Source organism: Pelomonas sp. Root405 (genome assembly GCF_001425165.1).
Lineage (GTDB): Bacteria > Pseudomonadota > Gammaproteobacteria > Burkholderiales > Burkholderiaceae_C > Pelomonas.
Genome location: NZ_LMDU01000001.1, coordinates 705776 through 728616, shown reverse-complemented (window position 1 = coordinate 728616; position 22841 = coordinate 705776). Strand labels below are relative to the sequence as shown.

Below are 22841 nucleotides of genomic sequence, written 5' to 3'. Positions count from 1 at the left end.
ACGGCCCATGCCATGCCCACCCAACCCCCAGCTCCCGTCAACCCGCCCGCCGAACTGACGGCGGACTGGGATCACGAGCTGTCGGTCTTCGGCCCTGACCCGAACGCACCGGCGGTGGCGGTGGCCGAGACGGCCAGCCCCCTCGCCGGCGCCCGCGCGGCATTGGAGCGGCTGTCGACCTGGGTGCCGATCCGCTCGCTGGCCCGGCGCCACCGCCGTCGCATCATCGACCACCTGCTCGCGCTCGAAGCGCAGGACCGCTATCTGCGCTTCGGCTATCCGGCGTCTGACGAACAGATCCGCAAATACGCGCTCAGCATCGATTTCGGCCGCGACGAGGTGCTCGGCATCTTCAACCGCCGGCTGCAGCTGATCGCCATGGCTCACCTGGCCTTCGGTCAGCCGGTGGCGGGGGAACCAGACCGCACGATGGCCGAGTTCGGCGTGTCCGTCCTGCCGCAGTCGCGCAGCCGCGGCCTGGGTCGGCGTCTGTTCGAGGCCGCTGCCTTGCACGCGCGCAATCGCGGCATCGACACCCTCTTCATCCATGCACTGAGCGAGAACCGGCCCATGCTGCGCATCGCGACGGCAGCCGGCGCCATCGTCGAGCGCGATGGTGGCGAATCGGCAGCCTGGCTGCGCTTGCCGCCGAACACGGTCGGCTCACAGGTCGAACAAGCGCTGAACCGACATCTCGGCGAACTGGATTTCCAGTTCAAACGCCAGGCGCAGACGCTGAGCGACTTCGTCGACAGCGTGGCCGAAGTCAAGGCCCATTTCGAGTCTCCGGGGCGGGCGGCGAAGGAATAAGTGCCGGTTTGAAGCGTTTTTGAAGCGCTCGGCACCCCCCCTTAGGCTGGGGGAATCGGGACTAGCGAGTAATGGCTTTTAGGGACGTTGCGCTACATTGCCCGTCCATTGCGCCGCTAAAAGACAGGTCGGCGTCCCAGCCGAATCCCCGAGGGATATGCCGTACGCCATTTATTGGATCGCCGCCCTGGCTGTTTGCGTCCTGGGTCTGGCCATCAGCCTGATCTGGGCCTTGCGGCGGCCGGCGTACGCCAATAAAGGTCTGCCTGCGGAGTGGTCACTCACGGCCAGGCCGGTGTTCACCACCGACGAACGGCGCGTCTTCCGCCTGCTGCGCGAGGCCCTCCCCCACCACGTCGTGTTGTCCAAGCTGCCGCTGGTCCGCTTTTGTCAGCCGACCGAGGCCAAGGAAGTGCGCTACTGGTTCGACCTGCTCGGCGCCTCGCATGTGACCTTTGCCGTCTGCAGCCCGAATGGTCGTGTGCTGGCCGCCATCGACCTGGAAGGCGAGCGCGGTGTCACGCCACGCATGCTGCAGATCAAGCACGCCGTGCTGTCGGCCTGCCGCGTGCGCTATCTGCGTTGTGCGATGGATCAATTGCCCAGCGTCGCCGAACTGCAATTGCTCGTGCCGCAGGGCAGCAACCCTCGCGGCCCGCTGCCGGCGCCGGCCGCGACGCCCGGCCTGCCACGTCGCCGTGGCGGCGCCACAGAGGAAGAGTTCGGCAGCGACTGGGGTCAGTTCTCCCAGCCCCTGCCACTGTGGCAGGACGCCGGCGTCTTCGGCGGCAGCGGGGGCGACAGCTTCGGCGAACGCCACCCGCGCATGCCGGCCCAGCCCGCACCGCCGTCACCGGCGCGGCGCCTGCCCTCGCGCAACATCGACACCTCGCGCTACAACCCGCGCAGCCTGCCCGTGCTCGATGACGCCGATGACGACGCCATGCTCGACGACATCGTCGGCGTGGTCGTCGACGCACCGCGCTACGCCACACAGCGACCCCGACGCGGTTGAATCATCCCGGCGACACTCGCCGGATGCATCAAGCGACCCCTGACCTCAGCTTCGGCGACCTGACGCCGGAGTTCATGCTCGACGCCCTGGACGCCGCCGGCCTGCGCGCCGACGGCCGGCTGCTGCAGCTCAATTCCTTTGAGAACCGGGTGCTGATGCTGCATCTGGAGGACGACCAGTTCGGCAGTTCGGCGGCCGTCGCCAAGTTCTACCGCCCGGGGCGCTGGAGCGATGCCCAGATCCTCGAAGAACACGCCTTCGCCGCGGAGCTTGCGGCCGCGGAGGTGCCCGTCGCGGCGCCCTGGACACTCGGTGGGGGCTCCACCTTGTTCCACTTCCAAGGCCAACGCCTGGCCGTCACGCCGCGTCAGGGCGGACGCGGGCCGGAGTTGGAAGACCCCGAGGTGCTGCGCTGGATCGGCCGACTGCTGGCGCGATTGCATGGCGTCGGCCGTCAGCGCCCCTTCGCCGAGCGACTGGCCTGGGCCAGCGCCGCGCCGGCGCAGGCCGCACGCGACTGGCTCATCGGACACGAGGCCATCCCGGCCGAGATCGCCCCGCAGTGGGACGACGCCGCGCGCCGCTGCATCGACACCATCCAGGCTGCCTTCGACAGCCTGCCCGACCTGCAGCTCACGCGCCTGCACGGCGACTGCCACCCCGGCAACATCCTGTGGACGCCCGACCGCGGACCGCACTTCGTCGACCTCGATGACGCCGTCACCGGCCCGGTCGTGCAGGACCTGTGGATGCTGCTGCCGGGCTCCACGGATGAACCCGACGCCGCGCGGCGTTTGCTCAACGCCGTGCTCGACGGCTACGAACAGATCGCCGAGTTCGACGACCGCGAGCTGCGCCTCATCGAGCCGCTGCGCACCATGCGCATGATTCACCACAGCGCCTGGCTGGCCCGCCGCTGGGGCGACCCGGCCTTCCCGCTCGCCTTCCCGTGGTTCGGCACGCCCAATTACTGGCTGGACCAGGTTGCCAAGCTGCGTGAACAGTTGGAAGCCATGAAACCCAAAGATGCGCCGCCAAGCCTTGCGCGGGACGAAGACGCAGTAGATTTCGACGGCGACGGATTTTCCTAACGCCAGGTCGCAGGCGTCTCGTTGGTCGGTACCGTCACATCGGCACGGGTGCCGTCCAGCGGGCGGATTTCCAGCGTCAGGCCGAACTGCAGGCAGGGGTTTTCGAGGGCAATCGCCGCAGCCTGCTCCAGCGTTTCCGCGACGATGAACCAGTAGCCGCCGACCCACTCCTTGGTCTCGGCAAAGGGGCCGTCGGTGACGAGGCCGCCCTTGGCGACGATGCGAGCACCGGGTTCGAGGCGGCTGCCCGGCTTGAGCCGACCCTCGGCCAGGCCTTGCTCGTACCAGACATAGAAGGCGTCGATGGCAGCCTGCACGGCCTGCGGGCTCGCGTCTTCATCCCATTGGCCGCGGGAGAGCACCAGATAGTCGTTCATCGGCATGAGGGAATCTCCTGGAAGTCGCAGTTCACCTGGGCAAAGCTGCGGAATGCTAGCGCCGCGCCAGGTTGATTGCCAAAAAATACTGGATATAAATACAGTATTGTGCTCTCATTCAAGCTCGATTTCTTTCCTCTTGCTTGTCTGTCTGGCCATGTTGTCCGCCATTCTTTCCCCCACCGTCAGCCCGCTCTCCGGGGGGCGCCTGCCGCCCAAGCCCCCCCTCGGCAAGCTGCCGTTTGAAGCCCAATTGCAAGGCCGCCTCTGGCGAGGCAGCAGCCTGAGCACCGCGGCCGACCCGACCCTGTCCAGCGGCTTTGCGGCTCTGGATGCCGAACTGCCCGGCGGCGGCTGGCCGACCCGATCGGCCGTGGAGCTGCTGACACCGCAGCCCGGCGTGCTGGAGTGGCGGCTGCTGGCGCCCGGCCTGCACGCCTGGTGGGCCAGCCAGGGGCCGTCGTCCACGCCGCAGGTGGGCCGGCGCCCGCGCAAGACGGCCTCCGTGGCGGCGATGCGCGCGCTGCTGCTCGTCAACCCGCCGCAGACGCCGCACCTGCCCGGCCTGCAAGCCCTCGGCCTGCCGCCGTCGGCGCTGATCTGGGTGTCCACCGGGACGCCGGCCGAGGCGCTCTGGGCCGCCGAGCAGGCCATCAAGTCGCGCGTCGCCGTGCTGGCCTGGCTGCCCGAGGCGCGGCCCGAGCAGATCCGTCGGCTGCAGGTCAGCGCGCTGAGCTCTGACGCCCCCATCTTCCTGATGCGGCCCGAGCGCGCCGGCCAGCAGTCTTCGGCCGCGCCGCTGCGACTCGTCGTCAAGCCCGGCGACAGCTGGGATCTGCAGGTGCACCTGCTCAAGCGCCGCGGGCCCGCGCACGAAGGCTGGCTGACGCTGCCCGCCGTGCCGGGCGCGGTCGAACCGCTGCTGACGGCGGCCAGGCGCAAGCCCCTGCCTGCACCCGAACCCGTGCCCGCGCCCACGCCGGTCAGCCCCCCGTCGGAGCGCCCCCATGCGCTGGCTCGCCCTGTGCAGCACGCCTGATGCGCCGGCCGGCGATGTCGACGCGCTGGGCTGGCTGGCGCTGAGCTTCACGCCACGCGTCGCACGGCTGGAGGAAGCCGTCGTCGCCGAGGTGGCGGCCAGCCTGCGCCTGTTCGGCGGCGCCCGTGCCTTGCGCCAGAAGCTCCAGGCCGAGTCGGCATTGATCGGCTTGGGGCTGGGCGCCATGGCCTGGGCACCGACCGCGCTGGCGGCGCTGGCGCTGGCGCGTGCGGCGCCAGCGCCGCGGCACGGCCCGCTCAATGAGCGCCTGGACGCACTGCCACTGGCGGCACTGAGCGCCGCTCAAGCCCATCACGCCATGCTGTCCCGGCTGGGCTGCACACGCCTGGGCGAGCTGCGCCGGCTGCCGCGCTCCGCGCTGGCCAAGCGTTTCGGCCCGGCGCTGCTGGCCGCGCTGGACCGGGCCTATGGCGACCTGCCCGAGGTGCACGACTGGCTGACGCTGCCCGAGCGCTTCGACGCACGGCTGGAGCTGCCCTGGCGGGTCGAGCATGCGCCCGTGCTGCTGCACTTCGCCGAGACGCTGCTGCGCCAGCTCTGCGCCTTCCTGGCCGCGCGCCATGCCGGCGTGCGCACGCTGCGCCTGGCCTGGCAACACGATGCGATGCGTGCGCGTGATGTAGCCGGCAGCGGCGAGCTGAGCATCGCCACAGCCGACACGACGCGCGACCTGCGCCGTCTGACGCGTCTGCTGGGCGAGCACCTGGCCCGCACGACGCTGGCCGCACCGGCCGGCGAGATCAGCCTCAGCGCCGATGGCGTGCTGCCGCTGGAAGAAGCCAGCAGCAGCCTGCTGCCCGGCCCCTCGGATCCGCAGGAGCGCGCGACGACGAATGCGCTGCTGGAGCGGTTGTCCGTGCGCCTGGGCGCTGGCCAGGTGCGTGAAGGCCGGCTGCATGAGGACCACCGACTGGCCCGCATGCAAAGCTGGCAGCCCTGGCCGGCGCCGCCGGCGGCGGCCGTGCGACCGCCGCCCGGGCCGCAGCCGACCTGGCTGGTCGAGCCGCCGCAACCGCTGCGCTGCGATGCCCAGGAGCAGCCGGTGTATGCCGGGCCGCTGGCACGCATCAGCGGGCCGCACCGCATCGAGGCCGGCTGGTGGGAAGGCCGCCACCGCCTGCAGACGCGCGACTACTACGTCTACCGCAGCGCGGCGCGCGGATTGCTGTGGATCTATCACGAGCGATTTCCCGATGCCGCCTCTTCGGCGTCAGAGTGGTTCCTGCATGGGGTGTTTGCATGAAGGCCACGCGGGACCATCCCAAGCGCAGGGCGCACCCATGAGCCCGCCCATGTCAGACCGCGACGAGCGCCTGGCGATGCTGCGCCAGCAAGGCATCGCCTCGGACGCCGAATTGCGTCGCGCTGCCGACGGCTTGCGCGACGCGTTGCCGGACCGCGCCACCACCCTGGTGCCACGTTATGCCGAGCTGCACTGCCTGTCAGCCTTCAGCTTCCTGCGCGGCGCGTCCGAGCCGTCCGAGCTGGTGGGCCGCGCGGTCGACATGGGCTATGAGGCGCTCGCCATCACCGATGAATGCTCGCTGGCGGGCGTCGTGCGCGCACACAAGCAGCTGCGCGAGATGCGCGAGGCCGCCCACCACGCCTTGAAGGAGGCCGCCAAGGAAGCCGGCGAGCCGGACGAGGACATCGAGCAACCCCCGCTGATGAAGCTGCTGATCGGCAGCGAATTCCTCGTCCGCGATGGCCCCGATGGCTGCGCCGGCACAGCGCGCTTCAAACTCGTGCTCATCGCGCAGAACCTCAACGGCTACGGCAACCTCAGCCAGTTCATCACGCAGCTGCGCCGCGCCAGCCCCGTGAAGGGCGAGTACACGCTGCACTGGCGCCAGATCGTCCCCGAGACGCTGGCCGACTGCCTGGCGCTGTTGGTGCTGCCGCGTGAGGCCACCGATGCCGAGCTGCTGGCCCCGGCACAGTGGGCGCTGCAGCACTTCACCGGGCGCGCGTGGATCGGCGTCGAGCTGCTGCGCGAGGCGAGCGACGCGCTGTGGTTGCAGCGGCTGCAGGTACTTTCCGAGATCACCGCCCTGCCCCTGGTCGCCGCCGGTGACGTGCACTTCCACGTGCGCTCGCGCAAGGCGCTGCAGGACGTGATGACCGCCACGCGCCTGGGCCGGACGGTGGCCGACTGTGGGTTCGACCTGCAGCCCAATGCCGAGCGGCACCTGCGCAGCCGCTACCGGCTGTCGCGCATCTACCCGCCCGAGCTGATGGCCGAGACGCTGAACGTCGCGGCGCGCTGCACGTTCAGGCTGGACGAAATCAGCTACCAGTACCCGAGCGAGGTGGTGCCGAAGGGCCTCACGCCACGCCAGCATTTGCGCAACCTGACTTACCAGGGCGCGGCCAAACGCTGGCCCGATGGCGTGCCGGCACATTGGCAGGCGCGCATCGAGCACGAACTCGGACTGATCGAGGACCTGGGCTACGAGCACTACTTTCTGACCGTGGCCGACGTGGTCGAGTTCGCGCGCAGCATCAAGATCCTCTGCCAGGGCCGCGGTTCGGCGGCGAACAGCATCGTCTGCTACTGCCTGCATGTCACCTCGGTGGACCCGGCACGCAGCACGCTGCTGTTCGAGCGCTTCATCAGCCGGGAGCGCAACGAGCCGCCGGACATCGATGTCGACTTCGAGCACGAGCGCCGCGAGGAGGTCATCCAGTACCTCTACAACAAGTACGGGCGCGACCGTGCCGCGCTGACGGCCGTCGTCATCTGCTACCGCCCCAAGAGCGCCATCCGCGATGTCGGCAAGGCCCTCGGCTTCAGCGAGGCGCAGCTCGACCTCATGAGCAGCGACCACAGCGGCTGGTCCACCCAGGTGCTGCCGGAGGAACACCGCGCCGCGCTGCTGCAGCAGATGGGGCTCGCCGACGACGACCCGCGGCTGCAGCAGCTCATCACTCTGGGCCGCCAGCTCAACGGCCTGCCGCGCCACCTCAGCCAGCACGTCGGCGGCTTCGTGCTGACCGAGGGCCTGCTGGAGCGCCTCGTGCCCATCGAGAACGCGACGATGGAGAAACGCAGCGTCATCGAGTGGGACAAGGACGACATCGACGAGCTGAAGATGATGAAGGTCGACGTGCTCGCTTTGGGCATGCTCAGCGCCATCCGGCGCTGCTTCGATCTCGTCAACCCGATGCGCGGAACCGCCATCGACCTGACCATCCCCGACGACGACACCGCCACCTACGACATGATCTGCAAGGCCGACACCGTCGGCGTCTTCCAGATCGAATCACGCGCGCAGATGTCCATGCTGCCGCGGCTGCAGCCCCGCGAGTACTACGACCTCGTCATCGAAGTCGCCATCGTGCGGCCCGGCCCCATCGAGGGCGGCATGGTGCACCCCTACCTGAAGAACCGGGCACTGCCGGCCGACCAGGTGGAGTACCCCAGCGAGGCGCTCAAGGAAGCCCTCTGGCGCACGCGGGGCGTGCCCATCTTCCAGGAGCAGGTGATGCAGGTCGCCATCATTGCGGCGGGCTTCACCCCCGGCGAGGCCGACCAGCTGCGCCGCGCCATGGCGGCGTGGAAGCGCCCCGGCGTGCTGGAGAAGTACTACGACAAGGTCGTCAACGGCATGCGCGAGCGCGGCTACACCGACGACTTCGCCAAGCGCATCTTCGACCAGATCAAGGGCTTCTCGTCGTACGGCTTCCCCGAGTCCCACGCCGCCAGCTTCGCGCTGCTGACCTATGTCAGCTCCTGGCTCAAATGCCACGAGCCAGCAGCCTTCCTGTGCGCGCTGTTGAACTCGCAGCCGCTGGGTTTCTACAGCCCCAGCCAGCTGGTGCAGGACGCGCGCCGGCATGACATCGAGGTGCGCGCCATCGACGTCAACCACAGCACCAAGGACAGCTCGCTGGAGCTGCGCGCAGGCCAGACCCGCCATGCCTTGCTGGCGCCCGCGGTCGGCGACGGCGCCGCCCAAGCTGTGGGCGGCGGCCCCCAGCCTGCCGTGCGCCTGGGCCTGCGCCTCGTCAGCGGCCTCGGCACGGATGCGGCCGAGCGCATCGAGAAGGCCCGCGAACGCGACGGCCCCTTTGCCCACCCGCAAGACCTGGCCCTGCGCGCCCGCCTCACGCAGCAGGACATGCAGCAGCTCGCCGCCGCCGATGCGCTCACATCACTCGCCGGCCACCGCCGCCAGCAGGTCTGGCAGGCCTCGGCCCTGCATGCGATGCCCGTCATGCTGCAGGGCAGCCTGTTGCCCGAGGACGACCTCGAACTGCCCGCCGCCGCCGAGGGTGAGGAGGTGCTGTGGGACTACGCCGCCACCGGCCTGACGCTGCGCCGCCATCCGCTGGCGCTGCTGCGCCCGCGCCTGGCAAAGCAGGGCCTGCTGAGCGCGGCGCAACTCGACAAGGTCAAGAGCGGTCGCCGCGCCAAGGCCTGCGGCATCGTCACCGGGCGGCAGAAGCCGCAGACCGCCAAAGGCACGATCTTCGTCACGCTGGAAGACGAGACCGGCAACGTGCAGGTCATCGTCTGGCCCAAGGTCTACGAGGAGCACCGCCGCACCATCCTCGGCGCGCGGCTGCTGGCGGTGGAAGGCGTGTGGCAGCGCGGGGATGGGGATGTGCGGCATCTGCTGGCCCATGGCTTCACCAACCTGAACCCCCTGCTCGGCCGGCTGCCGACCGAGAGCCGCGACTTCCGCTGACCTCGCGCTTGATTCAGGACGACCGCATTGGCAGCGTCGTGCGGCAGCGAGGGAAGCCGGGGCAGCCCCAGAACCTGCTGCCGCCATTCTTGGCCGTGCGCTCCACCAGTTTGCTGCCGCAACTTGCGCAGCTCGGCCGCGCGTAGTCGCCCTCATGCGCCACGGCCAGCAAGGCCATTTGCTGCTCGGGCGTGCGCTGGGCGATCAACGCGAGCAAGGCGTCCACGTCGAGCAGGTTGACGCTGTTCTCGCGCGCAAACGCGATCGCATCCGGCGTGAAGGTGGACGTCGTCGCGAACTGCCCGCGCTTCACGTCGTGCGCGGCCATCACGCCACGCAGCTCGCGGATCTTGTCCACGCCCACGCGCCGGCCCTGCCAGTGCTTGCATTGAACGACGCTCACCGGGCGGTCAGGCACGGCGCGCGAATACAGCCACACGTCCACGCCGCCATCGGCGCCATGGCTTTGAGACCTGGTTTCAAAGCCCGCCTGCTGGAACAGCGCCTCCACGACGGCCTCGAACCGCCGCCACTCGATGGCGTCGAACACGACGTGGCTCCACACCAGCGGGTTGACGGGCTGCGTCTGCTGAAGCTTCGGCAACGCCTCAGCCAGCAAAGGGTCGCGCCGAGGCTCCGGCTCCGGTGCCACACGGGGCCGGGCCGCCTTGCGGGCATTTCGATTGCCCCAAAACGCCAGCACGAAGAACAAGGCAGAGGCGACCACCATGGTCCAACCTAGCGGTCGCAACACCGTCAGCCCGCTGCCAAGCGGCGACTGGCCCAGCAGCCACGGCGTAGCCAGCAAAGCCACGCCCAACAGCAGCAGCCTGACAGCCGCGCTCAACGGGCGTTGCATCCTGCGGCCGCGTCTCTTCGTATGCCTTGCCATACAGCACCCCCCTTGGTCTTGTGGGCGCATCTTAAAAAGCCGCACCGTGGGCAACTTGGCAACCCGGGATTTCTGCCGCCCTCCGACATGACTACCGCTGCCGGTGTAAGTTGCGCCCGTACCGGCCCGACACAGATGCCAGCCCTCCGCTCTTGAAAGCCTCCATGCTGATCCGAATCCCCGCCCCCCACGAGCCCGTTTCAAGCGAGATCACGCCACGCGCCGTCTACCTCAACCGCCGCACGGCGCTTGCCGGCCTGGGCCTGGCGGCGGCCTCGCCGCTGGCGCTGGCTCAGTCCGCCCCGGGGGGCGGCAAGTTGGCCAAGTTGCCCGGCGCCCGCTCGGCCGCGGCCGGTGCCGTCGTGCTCGACAAGCCCACCAGCTACGCTGACGCCAGCTCGTACAACAACTTCTACGAGTTCGGCACCGACAAGTCCGACCCCGCGGCACGCGCCCACACGCTGAAGACCCGGCCGTGGACAGTGGTGATCGAAGGCGAATGCGCCAAGCCGGGCCGCTACGACATCGATGCCTTGCTCAAGCTCAGCGCCATGGAAGAGCGCATCTACCGGCTGCGCTGCGTCGAGGGCTGGAGCATGGTCATCCCCTGGGTGGGCTATTCGCTGTCAGAACTGATCAAGCGGGCGGAGCCCACGGGCAAGGCCAAGTTCGTCGAGTTCACGACGCTGGCCGACCGCGCGCAGATGCCGGGGCTGCGCTCCGGCGTGCTGGACTGGCCGTACGTCGAGGCGCTGCGCATGGACGAAGCCATGCACCCGCTGGCGTTGCTGACCTTCGGCATGTACGGCGAGGTGCTGCCCAACCAGAACGGCGCGCCGGTGCGCATCGTGCTGCCCTGGAAGTACGGCTTCAAGTCGGCCAAGAGCATCGTCAAGATCCGCTTCGTCGAGAAACAGCCGGTCAGCAGCTGGGAACAGTCGGCGCCGCAGGAATACGGCTTCTATTCCAACGTGAACCCGGGCGTCGCCCACCCGCGCTGGAGCCAGGCAAGCGAGCGCCGCATCGGCGAGGACGGGCTGTTCGCCAAGAAGCGCCCGACGCTGATGTTCAACGGCTACGAAGCGCAGGTCGGGCAGCTCTACGCGGGCATGGACTTGAAGCGCAACTTCTGACGATGCAGCGGGCCCTGTCGGCGGCGTTGCTCCACCGTGCCGCCAAGCCGGTGGTGTTCCTGCTGTGCCTGGCGCCGCTGGGCTGGCTGGTCTTCGCAGCCTTCGCCAACCAGTTGGGCGCCAACCCGGCCGAGGCGCTGATCCGCGGCCTGGGCGATTGGGCGCTGCGCGGCCTGTGGCTGACGCTCACCATCACGCCGCTGCGCGAGCTGACGGGCCTGGCCGCGCTGGCGCGTTTTCGCCGCATGCTGGGCGTGTTCACCTTCTTCTATGCCAGCCTGCACCTGCTGGCCTATGGCTGGCTGGACATGGGGCTGGACCTGGCCGAAATCGTCGCGGACATCCCCAAGCGCCCCTTCATCCTGATGGGCTTCACCGCCTGGGTGCTGATGTTGCCGCTGGCGGCCACCAGCTTCAACAAGGCCATCAAGGCCCTCGGCGCCAAGCGCTGGCAGGCGCTGCACAAGGCGGTCTATGCCGTGGCGGTCATTGCGCTGCTGCATTTCATCTGGATGCGCGCCGGCAAGAGCGACTTTGCCGAGCCGGCCATCTACGGCGCCCTGCTTGCCGTGCTGTTGGGGTGGCGCGTCTGGAAGCGGGTGCGCGCAAAACGGGGCCGGCTGGGATAATTCGCGGCTTTGTTCCCGCCGCACCCATGCCCAGCCCCCTTTCCATCGACGTAGCCATCCTCGGCGGCGGCCCCGCCGGCTGCAGCGCGGCGTCATGGCTGGGCCAGCTCGGCCTGACGACCCTGCTCGTCGAGCGGGCGCCGCGCCTGTGCGCGGGCCTGGCAGCGCTCGACTTTGCGCAGGACTGGGTGCTGGGCGAGCCGGCCGCGCGCCTGGCCGACCTGGCGGACCAATACGCCGCCCAGGCCAGCGCCACGCCGGGCCTGGCGCTGCGGCTGGGCGCGCAGGTCGAGTCGGCTCGCCATTCGGCGGACGGCTGGACGCTGCAGCTTGCCGGTGGCGAGCGCGTGCAGGCCCGTGCTCTGCTGATCGCCACCGGGCTGCGCCTGCTGCGCCCGGCGCGCTATTTCGCATCGCCCCATGCCCGCGTGCTGGATGCCGTGTCGCTGACCGCGCAGCGCGCGACGCTCGCGCCCGGCCGCGTGCTGCTGCTGGGCGCCGGCGACAACGCGGCGGAAAACGCCCTCTTCCTGGCCGAGCGCGACTTCGACGTGACCGTGTGGGCTCGCGGCGGCTGGCGCGCGCAGACGCACCTGGTCGAACGCATCGAGGCGCATCCGCGCATCACGCGGCGCCTGTCGACGCCGCTGCCGGAGGCGCTGCTTCCCGATGCGGATGGCGTCACCGTGGGCACCGAGCGCTTCGACCACGCCGCCGCGCTGCTGGGCTTCGAGCCTGAGCCCTCCGCCTTCGCGCTGCTTGACGCCCACGCCCGCCAGCGCGCCTTTGTCGCAGGCGATGCCAGCGGCCGCTGGCACCCCTGCGTGCAGACGGCGCTGGCCGACGGCGTGCAGGCGGCCAAGCAGATCGAGCAGTCGCTGCGCCCGCAGGTGGCCGCGGCGCCGCAGCGCCACAACAACCGCCAGGTCATCCACCTGCAGGGCCTGCGCTTTCGCGCCAACCTCGGTGTGCTGGACTTCGAGCGCACCGGTCCGCAGCCCATCCAGGTCGACGCCGACGTCAACCTTGGCGCGCTGCCCGTGGTTGCGCGGGACGCCGATATCGGCCACGTGCTGGACTACCGCCGCGTGCGCGCGGCCATCATCGACGAGTGCACGGCCGAGCACACCGACCTCGTCGAGGCCCTGCTCGGCAAGCTCTGCAACCGCCTGATGGGCCTGCCCGGCGTCGTCGGCGTGCGCCTGAAGCTGACCAAGCTCGAAATCTTTCCCGACTGTGAAGTCGCAATCAGCACCGAACTGGGTGCATGGTGAACAACATGTCCGAAGTCATCGATATCGATCAAGCCGCCGCCGACAAGAAGGCCGCGCACGAGATCAACAAGCTGTCCAAGCGCCTGCATCGCCAGGTCGGTCAGGCCATCACCGACTTCAACATGATCGAGGACGGCGACAAGGTCATGGTCTGCCTGTCAGGCGGCAAGGACAGCTACGCGATGCTGGACATCCTGCTGAACCTGCAGCAGCGCGCGCCGATCAAGTTCAGCCTCGTCGCCGTCAACCTCGACCAGAAGCAGCCCGGCTTCCCGGAAGAGGTGCTGCCCAACTACCTGCGTTCGCGCGGCGTGGATTTCCACATCGAGAACCAGGACACCTATTCCATCGTCAAGCGACTCATCCCCGAGGGCAAGACCACCTGCAGCCTGTGCTCGCGCCTGCGCCGCGGCATCCTGTACCGCGTGGCAGGCGAATTGGGGGCCACGAAGATCGCGCTGGGCCATCACCGCGACGACATGGTCACGACGCTGTTCCTGAACATGTTCTTCGGCAGCCGCATGAAGGGCATGCCGGCCAAGCTGGTCAGCGACGACGGCAAGAACGTCGTCATCCGGCCGCTGGCCTATGTGAAAGAGCCCGACCTGGCCCGCTGGGCCGAACATCGCGAGTTCCCGATCATTCCGTGCAACCTCTGCGGCAGCCAGGAGAACCTGCAACGCGTGCAGGTCAAGGCCATGATCAACGAGTGGGAAAAGCGCTACCCCGGCCGCATCGACAACATCTTCACCGCCATGGGCAACATCGTGCCGTCGCACATGATGGACAAGAAGCTGTTCCCGTTCGAGACCATGCGCGCCACCGGCCAGGCCGAGCCCGATGGCGACATCGCCTTCGACGACCACGAGAGCTGCGCGACGCCGGCACCGGCCGCCGTCATCACGCTGCAACGCTGATTTACACAAGGGCAAAGCGGCCAGTTCAGAATCACGGCATCACAACGATGAGGGTGCCGCCATGAATCGCCGCCTGATCCTTACCGCCCTTGCCGCCGCGTCGGTCGCCGCACTGACCGGTTGCGCCGGCCCGTACACCATCTCCGCTGACGTTTCCAGTTATGGCGCCTGGCCGGCCGACCGCAGGCCGGGCACCTACGCCTTCGACCGCCTGCCCTCGCAGCAGCAGAACGACGAGGCCGCCAAGCGCCAGACCGCGCTGGAGGAAGCCGCCAGGGGCGCGCTGGAAAGAGCCGGCTTCAAGCCCGCCGCCGACGCCAAGAGCGCCGATGTGCTGGTGACGCTCGGGGCCCGCGTCACTGCCTACGACCCGGTGCCCTGGGACGACCCGATGTGGTGGCGCTGGCGTGGCCGGCTGCTGTCGCCGCGCTATGGCTACATCGGCCGCGGCCCCTGGGGCTGGCGCCATGACCCCTTCTTCGACCGCCGCTACGACCGCGCCGTGGCCCTGCTGCTGCGCGACCGCGCGACCGGCGAAGCGCTGTACGAGACCCATGCCAGCAACGAAGGCATGACCATGGGCAGCGAGGCCCTGCTGACGCCGCTGTTCGACGCGTCGCTGGCCGAATTCCCCCAGGTCAACCCGAAATCGCATCGCGTGTCCGTGCAGGCCGTTCGTTAGCGGACGGCCAGGCAGCGCCGCGCCCTGCCGCTGACCATAATCGCGGCTTCGTGGAAATGAAGTCGCAAGGCAGGCATGGCGCTCAATATCGTGATCATGGCGGCGGGCAAAGGCACCCGCATGAAGTCCGCAACGCCCAAGGTGTTGCACAAGCTGGCCGGCCGCTCGCTGCTGGCGCATGTGCTCAAGAGCGGTGAGCCGCTGGTTGCCCAGGCCCGCATCGTCATCACCGGCCATGGCGCCGATCAGGTCGAAGCCGCTGTCCAGGCTGATGGCATTTCCTTCGTGCGCCAGACGCCCCAGCTGGGCACCGGCCACGCCATCCAGCAGGTGGTGCCGGCGCTGCAGGGCGAAGGCACGACGCTGATCCTCAACGGCGACGTGCCGCTCATCCAGACGGCCACCGCCAAGGCCCTGATCGACGCCTGCGCCGGCCATGCCCTGGTGTTGCTGACGGTCGACCTGGCCGACCCCACCGGCTACGGCCGCATCATCCGCGACCCCGACGACGGCGGCGTGCTCGCCATCGTCGAGCACAAGGACGCCACGCCCGCACAGCGCCTCATCCACGAGGGCTACAGCGGCATGATGGCCGCGCCCACCGGCGCCCTCAAGCGCTGGGTTGGCCAGCTGAGCAACAACAACGCCCAGGGCGAGTACTACCTGACCGACATCGTCGCGATGGCCGTGGCCGAAGGCCTGCCCGTGCTGGGCATCAAGGCTGGCAGCGAAACCGAGGTACTGGGCGTCAACGACCCGGTGCAGCTCGCGCAGCTGGAGCGCGCCTTCCAGGCCCAGCAGGCCGAAGGCCTGATGCGCGCCGGCGTGCGCCTGGCCGACCCGGCGCGCTTCGACCTGCGCGGCACGCTGACGCATGGCCAGGATGTCGAGATCGACGTGAACTGCGTCTTCGAAGGTCATGTGGAACTGGGCGACGGCGTGCGTGTCGGCGCCAACTGCGTCATCCGCAACGTGAAGATCGCTGCCGGCGCGCGCATCCACGAGTTCACCCATATCGACGGCGAGACGGCAGGCGCCAGCGTCGGCGAAGGTGCGCTGATCGGCCCGTTCGCGCGCCTGCGTCCGGGTGCCCAGCTCGGTGCCGAGGTCCACATCGGCAACTTCGTCGAGGTCAAGAACTCGACACTGGCCAAGGGCGCCAAGGCCAACCACCTGGCCTACCTGGGCGACGCGACGGTGGGCGAGCGTGTCAACTACGGCGCCGGCTCCATCACGGCCAACTACGACGGCGCCAACAAGCACCGCACGACCATCGGCGACGACGTGCACGTGGGCTCCAACTGCGTACTGGTGGCGCCGGTCACGCTGGGCAATGGCGCGACCGTCGGCGGCGGCTCCACCATCACCAAGGACGTCGGCGCCGGTGAGCTGGCCGTGGCGCGTGGCAAACAGGTTGCACTCGGTAGCTGGACCCGCCCGACCAAGAAGCGTTGAATAGGCATGTCGCCGTGACTTAGTTCCGGCGATTGCTTCACACCGCCCGGGGTCGGGGGGCACTTGTCCAGCCGACCCGCCGTTAGGATGGCTCTGACTCAAAACCCAGCAGCACCATGGCCCACGCACTCGACTTTGCCGCGCTCTCGCTTGATGACGCCGTCCCGGCGGACCTGGGCGCCTACGAGATCGCCAACGCGCAGGGCGAAGCCGATGCGCGCCATCGTGCGCTGGAACTGAAGGCCCAGGCTTGCGACAACGCCGCCGACGCCTGCTGGTACCTGGCCCGCAGCCTCGGCGCGGCGCGCGACCTGCCCCAGGACGGCGAAGCCAGCCTGGAGCTGCTGTTCCAGCTCATCGGCGCCCTTGCCGACCTGCCCACCGACATCGCCGCAGCGCCGCTGCCCGAGGTCATCGGCGGGCGTGAGGACGGCATCACCGAACTCTGCCTGCAACTGGAAGCCGCCCGCGAAGTGACCGAAGAGGCGTTGATCGACGCCGAACTGGCGCCGGCCCGCACGCAGTTCTGCCACTGACCACGACATCCGCCCACCACGCAAAAAGGCGCCCCGAAGGGCGCCTTTTGCTTTGGTGCTCGGCGCTTACTGAAGGGTCACAGGCGCCTGGCTCACCTGGGTCGTGGGAGCGACGGTCAGCCGGTTGTCGACCGCCTTCACGCCCGTGGCCGATGACGCGACGACGGTGGCGCGCTCGCGGGTCGGCGCGTCAGGTGCCTGGCCTTCGAGCTTGACGACGCCACGGTCGGTGCTGACGGCGATGGGCACGGCCGACAGTGTCGAGTCGGCCGCCAGCGCCATGCGCACCTGCACCGTGATGCCGGTGTCCTCGGGCGCGGGCTGGACCTGCGGTTGGGGCTGCGGCTGCGGCTGCGGCTGAGCCTGGGCCAGCGGCGGCGTCCCGGGCGACGTCGAGGGCGCGGCCACCGGCGGGATCACCGTTGCGGGCGTCGTCGACGGCTGGGGCGGCACGGCGGCCTGCGGTGTGGTGAGCGCCACCGGACCGGCAGCGGTCGGCGGCATCACGATGGGCTCGGTGCCGGGCGACACGCCGAGCGGCTGCGCGTCCGTCGCCGGCGCGGCCGCGATGGGCGTGGGGGGCTGCAGGTAGGGCGTCGTGGTCGGCGGCAGTGACGCCGCGCTGCCCGGTGCGGCTCGCACCACCATGTCGGGGCGGGCGGCTGGCACAGGCGCCTGGGCCACGGTGCGGGATTCAGGCGCCGGCCTGGAGGTCGTCACGGGCAGGCCCACGACGGGGGTTGCCGGCTCCGCCGGCGTCGGGGCGGCTGCCACCGTCGTGGCGGGTGCCGCAGCGGACGCATCGGCCTCGGTCGCTGCAGGCGCGGCATCCACCAGCGGCGTCGCGGCGGCCACTTCGGCCTGAGGCGTGGTGCTGCCCGTCACGATGGCGGGCGGCACAGCGGACGTGTCGGCCGGCCTGTTCATCGCCCAGATCGCCACTGCCGCCAGGATGGCGACACCGGCGCCAGCGCCAATCATCCAGCTCAAGCGGTTCTCACGCTGCGGTGGCACTGCGACGGTACGCGGTTGCGGGCGGGCGGCGGCCATGGGCTCGACGCGCGGCGATGCGACAGGGGGCGTGGCCGACAGGGAGGGCGCCACCCGGGGCGGGTTGTTCATGCGCATGCCACCGGGTGCGGCCTTGGCGGCGTGCAACGGCGAGGCGGCCACGGACTTGTCCGACTTGGTCTTGTCGATGTGGTCAGCCCAACCCTCGGCATGCAGCGATTTCGGGAATTTCATGTCGGCCTCCTGTGCGTCGTTCTTGACGTTTACGGTAGGAGCGACTTTGGGCCGTGGACTGCGGCGACCGTGCCGGTGCAGGCACCCTCCGCTTGTAGGACAAGCGACGCCAGATGTACGCAGATGTGAGCGCTGTGAGCGCTTCGGCTAGAAACCCTGCACCGGCAACGTCTCGTCACGCTGCAGCCAGTTGCGCGGCGAATAGCGGCTGGCCGCATCCGTCACGTGCAGCGTGTACGCATGGCGCGATTTGCTGGAGCGGTTGGCGGCCGAGTAATGGGGCAGCAGGCCATGGAAGACGACCAGCGAGCCTGCCTCGACTTCGAGCGGGATGGCCTCGGCCGAGTCGGCCGCCGGCCACGGCGTCGGGTCGATCTGCTCCATCCAGGCCTTGCGGCCTTCGCGCAAAAAGCGCTCACGGAGCACGCCGCGCCGGCCCTTGTGGCCACCGGGCTCGGTCCACAGGCAGCCGTTCTGCAGCGTCGCATCCTCCAGCGCGAACCAGAAGGTCGTCACGGTGATGGGGTCGCTCTCGAAGAAGCTCGCGTCCTGGTGCCAGCGCACTTCGCCACCGATGCCGGGCTGCTTGAAGATGAACATGCTCTGCCAGACCTGCGGTCGCATCAGCCCGAGTTGGGCCGCCACGCCACGCAGCGCCTCACCCTTGGAGAAGGCGCTGAAGACCGGATCGAGGTCGTGCATCGCGTGGCCGATCTTGTTGATGGCCAGGGGCTTGTCGACGCGCAGGCGGCCCTCGGCGTCGAAGGCCTCCTCCTCGAAGAAGCAGCGCACCTGGTCGCCGCTGTCGATGAAGTAGTCGTCGACATGGCGCTGCTGCTCCTCGGTGGTGAAGACCGGGCGCTGCTCGCCGGGGTCGAAGGCATCGACGATCTCGAGGGCACGCTGACGCAGCGCGGCGATGTCGGCGGCCGACTTGAAGCCCGGGATGACAAGAAAGCCCTGGTCGGCGTAGGTGGCGGCGAGGTCGGCGGCGTTCTTCATGAAGGGATAGGAAGGTTTTGTGCGGATTGTGTGGCCTGGTGGAGGCGCCCACAGTGCGGCCACCTCAAAGCCGGGAGCGTCCTGATGAAAGCCCTCAAGGTTCTGTTGATCGGCATCGTTGCGCTGGGCCTGCTGGTCGGTCTCGGCGGCCTGCTGATCTCGCCGAAGTTCACCGTGTCGCGCACGCTGACGATCAGCGCGCCGCCCGAGAAGATCTACGCGCTCATCGCCGACCCGCGCGGCTGGCAGCAATGGAGCGCCTGGAACCAGCGCGACCCGGCCATGGCCATCGAGTACAGCGGCCCGGCATCGGGCAGCGGCGCCGTCTGGTCCTGGAAGAGCAAGAGCCAGGGCGACGGCCGCATGACGTTCACGACGGCCGAGCCCCCCAAGCGCCTTGGCTACGAACTTTTCTTCCCTGACTTCGGCACGACGTCGACCGGCGACTTCCGGCTGGAGGCCAACGGTGGCGCCACGCAAGTGACGTGGACGATGAACGGCGACATGGGCGGCAATCCGGTCTACCGCTGGATGGGCTTGTTCATGGACAAGATGGTCGGGCCGGATTTCGACGCCGGGCTGGCCAACCTGAAGGCACTCGCGGAAAAGCCTTAGCCCTGCGGTTCCCAGACCAGGGCCAACGCCAGCGCCGCCTCGGTGACCGCCTGGCCCAGCGCCGTGCCGGGGTCGGGCCGGCGCAGATATGGCACGCCGCGGCTGAGGTCGACGCTGCCGACAACCTGGCCACCATGCAGCATCTCGTAGCCGACCGCCCCAGCTGTCGCAAGCGCGCTGCCTTCCAGCTGGTGCACCGAGCGCAGGGTCAAGTTCAACGCACCGCGCTGGTAGCTGCCCTCGCGCGTCTGCTGGCCCCACTGCACGCGGCCCTCGCCGATCTGCAGCACCGCGTCGGAGGCGCCGCGCCAGCGGCAGTTCAACGTCCAGGGTTTGGTGGCGAGGGCCAGCACACCGGCCGTGACCTCGGTCTGGCGCGCCGTGCAATCGGCCTCGCTGTCCCCTGCCGGGGTCGACCAGGTGAAGCGCAGCGGCGCGCGCCCCGTCGTCAGCGTGTCGAACAGCGACAGCCGGTCTGCACCGCGGTCATAGCGCACGCGCTGGCCGGCCAGCTCAAACTCGCCGCGCCGCCCCCACCCCGGCTTGCCAAAGGATTCCTCCTTCACTGCTGCCAGCGACGCCGGCTGTGCCATGCGTGCCTCCCGCACCACGCCGCAACCGCTCAGCACAGCCAGCAGTGCCGCGCCCAGCGCCCATCGATATTGCATACACCGCTTCTCGGGTCGAGTCGAAAAACGGCAGTCTAGGAGGCGTGCCAGGCGCATGCCGGTCGGCACCCGTGACTGGCGGCATGCCCGGCCCGGCAGCTCAACGGGGAGCGGGCTCCGAGACCAGCGCCAGCGCCAGCGCCGCCTCGGTCACGGCACGGCCCAGCGGCGTGCCCGGGTCGGGGCGGCGCAGGCGCGGCACGCTGCCGCTCAGGTCCAGGCTGCCGACCACCGTGCCCTGATGCAGCATCTCGTAGCCGACCGCCGCGGTTTGCGGCTGGGCATTGCCTTCGTACAGATGCGCCGAGCGCAAGCCCAGCGTCAGCTCGCCGCGGCGGTAGGCGCCCTCGCGGCTGAGCTTGCCGCGGCGCATCTGGCCCTCGCCGATCTGCAGCATGGCGGCCGGCGCGCTGCCCCATTTGCAGCTCAGCACCCAGGGCTTGCTGTCGGCCAGCCGGCCATTGGCGGTTTGTTCGGGCGTCCAGCCCTCGCAGACGCTGGCGCTGTCGCCCGCGGGCCCGGCCCAGCTGAAGCGCAGCGGCGTGCGCACGCTGGGGGCCAGCGGCTCGAACAGCGCCAGCTTGTCCGCCCCGCGCTCATAGCGCACGCGCTGGCCGCTGAGCGTGAAGTCGCCCTTGGCGCCCCAGGCCGACTTGCCAAAGCTTTCCTCGGCCACCCCGGCCACCGACGGTGACTGCGCCATGCGCTGATCACGCCGCTCGCCCACCGGCCGGCCATCTCGCACTGAAGCACAGCCGGCCAGCAGCAGGATCAGCAGGGCCGAGACAGAGACGGTCGAGAAGCGTTGGCGCATGGGCGAGGTCCAGTGTCGTGACGAATAAGCGAACTCTAGGGCCACGCCCACAACGCAGCTGTTACCCAGCGTTGCTTGCGTTAATCGCAGCGCCGTCTGTCGGCCGGCACGCCGGCTGGTCGCTTCATCGGCGCCGCCGGTCGCAGCCGCAGTGCGGCGCGGCGCCACGGCTGTCAAGCTGCAACGCTGCCCAAGCCACACTCTGCCCATGCCCTACGTTTCGACATCGCGCCGCCTGATATTCGCTGCCCTCGCCCTGCTGGCTGAAGGCCTCCACCTGGGCTGGGAGGCCTTGCATGGCGGCATCGTCAGCCACCATCTGCTGCAAAGCGCCGCCATGCCGGCAATCTCGAATGCCTGGGGGCTGCTCATCGTGCCGGCGCTGGCCGCCTGGGCGGCTGGCCGCCTGCCGCGGCCGGGAGTGGCGGCACGCGACTGGCGCCCCGTTGCGCTGGGCTTGGCGCTGCCACTGCTGCTGGGTGCGGCGCTGTCGCTGGCCTTCGGCCTCAAGCTGCAGGCGCTGACCGAAATCATTTTCTTCACGCTGCTGCTGGTCGCGCTGCTGCTGCCGGCGCACCGGCCCGAGAGCCTGCTCGGCTTCGTCCTCGGCATGAGCTGGACCTTCGGCGCCGTGCTGCCCACCGCCATCGGCGCCGTCATTGCCGGCCTGTCCTGGGCCTTGCGCGGTGCCGCCCGCTGGGCCTGGCAGGCGGCGAGGCCCGCATGAGCGTGGTCAGCCCACGCGAGCTGCGCCTGGCCGGCCTGTGCTACCTGGCCATCATTGCCCTGGGACTGTGGGCGGAAACCCACGTGCGCGGCAGCCTCGTCGTGCCCGGCGACGCGGCTGCGACGGCCGAGCGCATCGCGGCCAACCCGCAGCTGTGGCGACTCGGCTTGGTGGCCGATCTGCTGATGCAGTTGCTGGACCTGCCCGTCATCGTGGTGCTGTGGCGGCTGCTACGCCCCGTCAACGAGACGCTGGCACTGACCGCGACCTTCCTGAACCTCGTGCAGACGGCCGTCCTGGTCGCCAACCGCGTGCAGTTGCTGACGACGCTGGACCTCCTGACCAGCCCGGCCATCGCCGCCGCCTTCCTGCCTGGCCAGCGCGAGGCGCTGGCGATGCTGGCCGTCCAGCTGCACGGGCAGGGTTTCGGCATCGGCCTGATCTTCTTCGGCTTCGCCTGCGTCATCCGCGGCTGGCTGATCGCTCGCAGCGGCTTGCTGCCGCGCGCGCTAGGCTGGCTGCTGCTGGTCGCCGGCCTGGCCTATCTGCTCAACAGCTTCGCGCTGCTGCTGGCGCCGGCCTTCGCCAAGCTGCTGTTCCCGGCCGTCATGCTGCCGGTCCTGGTGGGCGAGCTGGCGTTTGCGCTGTGGATGACCGCGGGCAAACACCGGCTTGCAGCGGCCGCAGCCGGCCCCATGTCCGGCGCGACCCGACTCACACCACCTCCATGAGCGACACCCCCGTCCCCACCCTCTACGACTGGCTGGGCGGCCTGCCTGCCCTGCAGCGGCTGACCGAGCGCTTCTACCAGCGCGTCAAGGACGATGCGCTGCTGGCGCCCGTCTTCGCCCACATGGACGGTGAGCATCCGGCCCATGTCGCAGCGTTCCTGGCCGAAGTGCTGGGCGGGCCGCAGGCCTATTCCGCGCAGCACGGCGGCCATGCGCACATGATTCGCCAGCACCTGAACCGCCACCTGGCCCAGGACCAGCGTCGCGCCTGGGTGGCGCTGCTGCTCGACACGGCCGACGAGCTGGCCATGCCGGACGACCCGGAGTTCCGCTCGGCCCTGGTCGGCTACCTGGAATGGGGTTCGCGGCTGGCGGTCATCAATTCCCAGCCCGGCGCGGTGGTGGATGCCGATGCGCCGATGCCCAAGTGGGGCTGGGGCGAGGTCAAGGGGCCGTATCTGGGTTGATGTGGCTGCC

Annotated in this window: 23 protein-coding genes and 1 pseudogene; 18 read left to right on the top strand and 6 right to left on the bottom strand. The window is 69.6% G+C overall.

Annotated features, from left to right (window positions below):
• Positions 1-12: 12 nt before the first annotated feature.
• The 3 genes from ASC81_RS03260 to ASC81_RS03250 all read left to right on the top strand — a co-directional run bounded on the left by ASC81_RS03260 (position 13) and on the right by ASC81_RS03250 (position 2916).
• A complete protein-coding gene (locus ASC81_RS03260; protein WP_082536217.1) occupies positions 13-810 on the top strand; it encodes a GNAT family N-acetyltransferase in 798 nt (265 codons plus the stop codon).
• A 157-nt stretch (positions 811-967) separates the two neighbouring features.
• Positions 968-1825 (top strand): DUF2726 domain-containing protein, encoded by an 858-nt coding sequence (locus ASC81_RS03255; protein ID WP_056262646.1) that lies wholly within the window; start codon positions 968-970, stop codon positions 1823-1825.
• A 23-nt stretch (positions 1826-1848) separates the two neighbouring features.
• On the top strand, positions 1849-2916 hold the full coding sequence (locus ASC81_RS03250) for a serine/threonine protein kinase (RefSeq protein WP_056262644.1): 1068 nt from the start codon (positions 1849-1851) through the stop codon (positions 2914-2916).
• On the opposite strand, the gene ASC81_RS03245 is transcribed toward ASC81_RS03250, so the two are convergent.
• On the bottom strand, positions 2913-3299 hold the full coding sequence (locus ASC81_RS03245; protein WP_056262641.1) for a YciI family protein: 387 nt from the start codon (positions 3297-3299) through the stop codon (positions 2913-2915). The two genes, ASC81_RS03250 and ASC81_RS03245, sit on opposite strands and share 4 nt — an antisense overlap.
• Before the next feature lie 154 nt (positions 3300-3453).
• Here ASC81_RS03245 and ASC81_RS03240 point away from each other — a divergent pair, with 154 nt between their 5' ends.
• Genes ASC81_RS03240 through ASC81_RS03230 form a run of 3 tightly spaced genes read left to right on the top strand, consistent with a single transcriptional unit; the run spans position 3454 to position 9044 of the window.
• Positions 3454-4332, top strand: coding sequence for a recombinase RecA (locus ASC81_RS03240; protein WP_235533556.1), 879 nt, complete (start codon positions 3454-3456; stop codon positions 4330-4332).
• Positions 4301-5596: a hypothetical protein gene (locus ASC81_RS03235; protein WP_056262634.1), complete on the top strand. Its 1296-nt coding sequence runs from the start codon at positions 4301-4303 to the stop codon at positions 5594-5596. Before ASC81_RS03240 ends, ASC81_RS03235 begins: the two co-directional genes overlap by 32 nt.
• A gap of 49 nt (positions 5597-5645) precedes the next feature.
• Positions 5646-9044 carry an error-prone DNA polymerase gene (locus ASC81_RS03230; protein ID WP_235533555.1) on the top strand — a complete coding sequence of 1133 codons (3399 nt, stop codon included), beginning with the start codon at positions 5646-5648 and terminating at the stop codon, positions 9042-9044.
• A 13-nt stretch (positions 9045-9057) separates the two neighbouring features.
• Here the strand turns inward: ASC81_RS03230 and ASC81_RS03225 are convergent, their stop codons facing one another.
• On the bottom strand, positions 9058-9903 hold the full coding sequence (locus tag ASC81_RS03225) for a restriction endonuclease (protein WP_056262632.1): 846 nt from the start codon (positions 9901-9903) through the stop codon (positions 9058-9060).
• A gap of 197 nt (positions 9904-10100) precedes the next feature.
• Here ASC81_RS03225 and msrP point away from each other — a divergent pair, with 197 nt between their 5' ends.
• The 8 genes and pseudogenes from msrP to ASC81_RS03190 all read left to right on the top strand — a co-directional run bounded on the left by msrP (position 10101) and on the right by ASC81_RS03190 (position 16562).
• On the top strand, positions 10101-11069 hold the full coding sequence (gene msrP, locus ASC81_RS03220) for a protein-methionine-sulfoxide reductase catalytic subunit MsrP (RefSeq protein WP_056262629.1): 969 nt from the start codon (positions 10101-10103) through the stop codon (positions 11067-11069).
• 2 nt (positions 11070-11071) lie between these two features.
• A complete protein-coding gene (locus ASC81_RS03215; RefSeq protein WP_056262626.1) occupies positions 11072-11698 on the top strand; it encodes a sulfite oxidase heme-binding subunit YedZ in 627 nt (208 codons plus the stop codon).
• Positions 11699-11724: 26 nt separating this feature from the next.
• Positions 11725-12555 (top strand): annotated as a pseudogene (locus tag ASC81_RS28225) (FAD-dependent oxidoreductase); the annotation flags it as partial.
• Between the two features lie 33 nt (positions 12556-12588).
• Entirely contained in the window at positions 12589-12972 is a 384-nt protein-coding gene (locus ASC81_RS27700; protein ID WP_056264239.1) for a dihydroneopterin aldolase, read from the top strand.
• A 5-nt stretch (positions 12973-12977) separates the two neighbouring features.
• Positions 12978-13889, top strand: a complete 912-nt coding sequence (gene ttcA, locus ASC81_RS03205; protein ID WP_235533554.1) for a tRNA 2-thiocytidine(32) synthetase TtcA — start codon at positions 12978-12980, stop codon at positions 13887-13889.
• A gap of 61 nt (positions 13890-13950) precedes the next feature.
• Positions 13951-14571, top strand: coding sequence for a DUF4136 domain-containing protein (locus ASC81_RS03200; RefSeq protein ID WP_056262621.1), 621 nt, complete (start codon positions 13951-13953; stop codon positions 14569-14571).
• Positions 14572-14646: 75 nt separating this feature from the next.
• Positions 14647-16026 carry a bifunctional UDP-N-acetylglucosamine diphosphorylase/glucosamine-1-phosphate N-acetyltransferase GlmU gene (gene glmU, locus ASC81_RS03195; RefSeq protein ID WP_056262618.1) on the top strand — a complete coding sequence of 460 codons (1380 nt, stop codon included), beginning with the start codon at positions 14647-14649 and terminating at the stop codon, positions 16024-16026.
• A gap of 116 nt (positions 16027-16142) precedes the next feature.
• Entirely contained in the window at positions 16143-16562 is a 420-nt protein-coding gene (locus tag ASC81_RS03190; protein WP_056262615.1) for a hypothetical protein, read from the top strand.
• 66 nt (positions 16563-16628) lie between these two features.
• Here ASC81_RS03190 and ASC81_RS03185 read toward each other — a convergent pair whose 3' ends face one another.
• Positions 16629-17807, bottom strand: coding sequence for a BON domain-containing protein (locus tag ASC81_RS03185; RefSeq protein ID WP_056262612.1), 1179 nt, complete (start codon positions 17805-17807; stop codon positions 16629-16631).
• Positions 17808-17954: 147 nt separating this feature from the next.
• A complete protein-coding gene (locus ASC81_RS03180) occupies positions 17955-18809 on the bottom strand; it encodes a phytanoyl-CoA dioxygenase family protein (protein WP_056262611.1) in 855 nt (284 codons plus the stop codon).
• 84 nt (positions 18810-18893) lie between these two features.
• Here ASC81_RS03180 and ASC81_RS03175 point away from each other — a divergent pair, with 84 nt between their 5' ends.
• Positions 18894-19424: an SRPBCC family protein gene (locus ASC81_RS03175; protein WP_056262608.1), complete on the top strand. Its 531-nt coding sequence runs from the start codon at positions 18894-18896 to the stop codon at positions 19422-19424.
• Here the strand turns inward: ASC81_RS03175 and ASC81_RS03170 are convergent.
• Both ASC81_RS03170 and ASC81_RS03165 read right to left on the bottom strand, forming a co-directional pair.
• Positions 19421-20092: a hypothetical protein gene (locus ASC81_RS03170; protein WP_056262605.1), complete on the bottom strand. Its 672-nt coding sequence runs from the start codon at positions 20090-20092 to the stop codon at positions 19421-19423. The two genes, ASC81_RS03175 and ASC81_RS03170, sit on opposite strands and share 4 nt — an antisense overlap.
• A gap of 100 nt (positions 20093-20192) precedes the next feature.
• Positions 20193-20906: a hypothetical protein gene (locus ASC81_RS03165; RefSeq protein WP_056262604.1), complete on the bottom strand. Its 714-nt coding sequence runs from the start codon at positions 20904-20906 to the stop codon at positions 20193-20195.
• Between the two features lie 208 nt (positions 20907-21114).
• On the opposite strand from ASC81_RS03165, the gene ASC81_RS03160 reads away from it, so the two are divergent.
• From ASC81_RS03160 to ASC81_RS03150, 3 genes are read left to right on the top strand one after another with little or no spacing between them, the layout of a single operon-like run.
• Positions 21115-21633, top strand: a complete 519-nt coding sequence (locus ASC81_RS03160) for a hypothetical protein (RefSeq protein ID WP_156391695.1) — start codon at positions 21115-21117, stop codon at positions 21631-21633.
• Complete coding sequence (locus tag ASC81_RS03155) at positions 21630-22364, top strand: DUF4386 domain-containing protein (RefSeq protein WP_056262598.1); 735 nt, start codon at positions 21630-21632, stop codon at positions 22362-22364. The genes ASC81_RS03160 and ASC81_RS03155 overlap by 4 nt, the downstream gene beginning before the upstream one ends.
• Positions 22361-22831 (top strand): group II truncated hemoglobin, encoded by a 471-nt coding sequence (locus ASC81_RS03150; RefSeq protein ID WP_056262594.1) that lies wholly within the window; start codon positions 22361-22363, stop codon positions 22829-22831. Before ASC81_RS03155 ends, ASC81_RS03150 begins: the two co-directional genes overlap by 4 nt.
• The last annotated feature ends 10 nt before the right edge of the window (positions 22832-22841 follow it).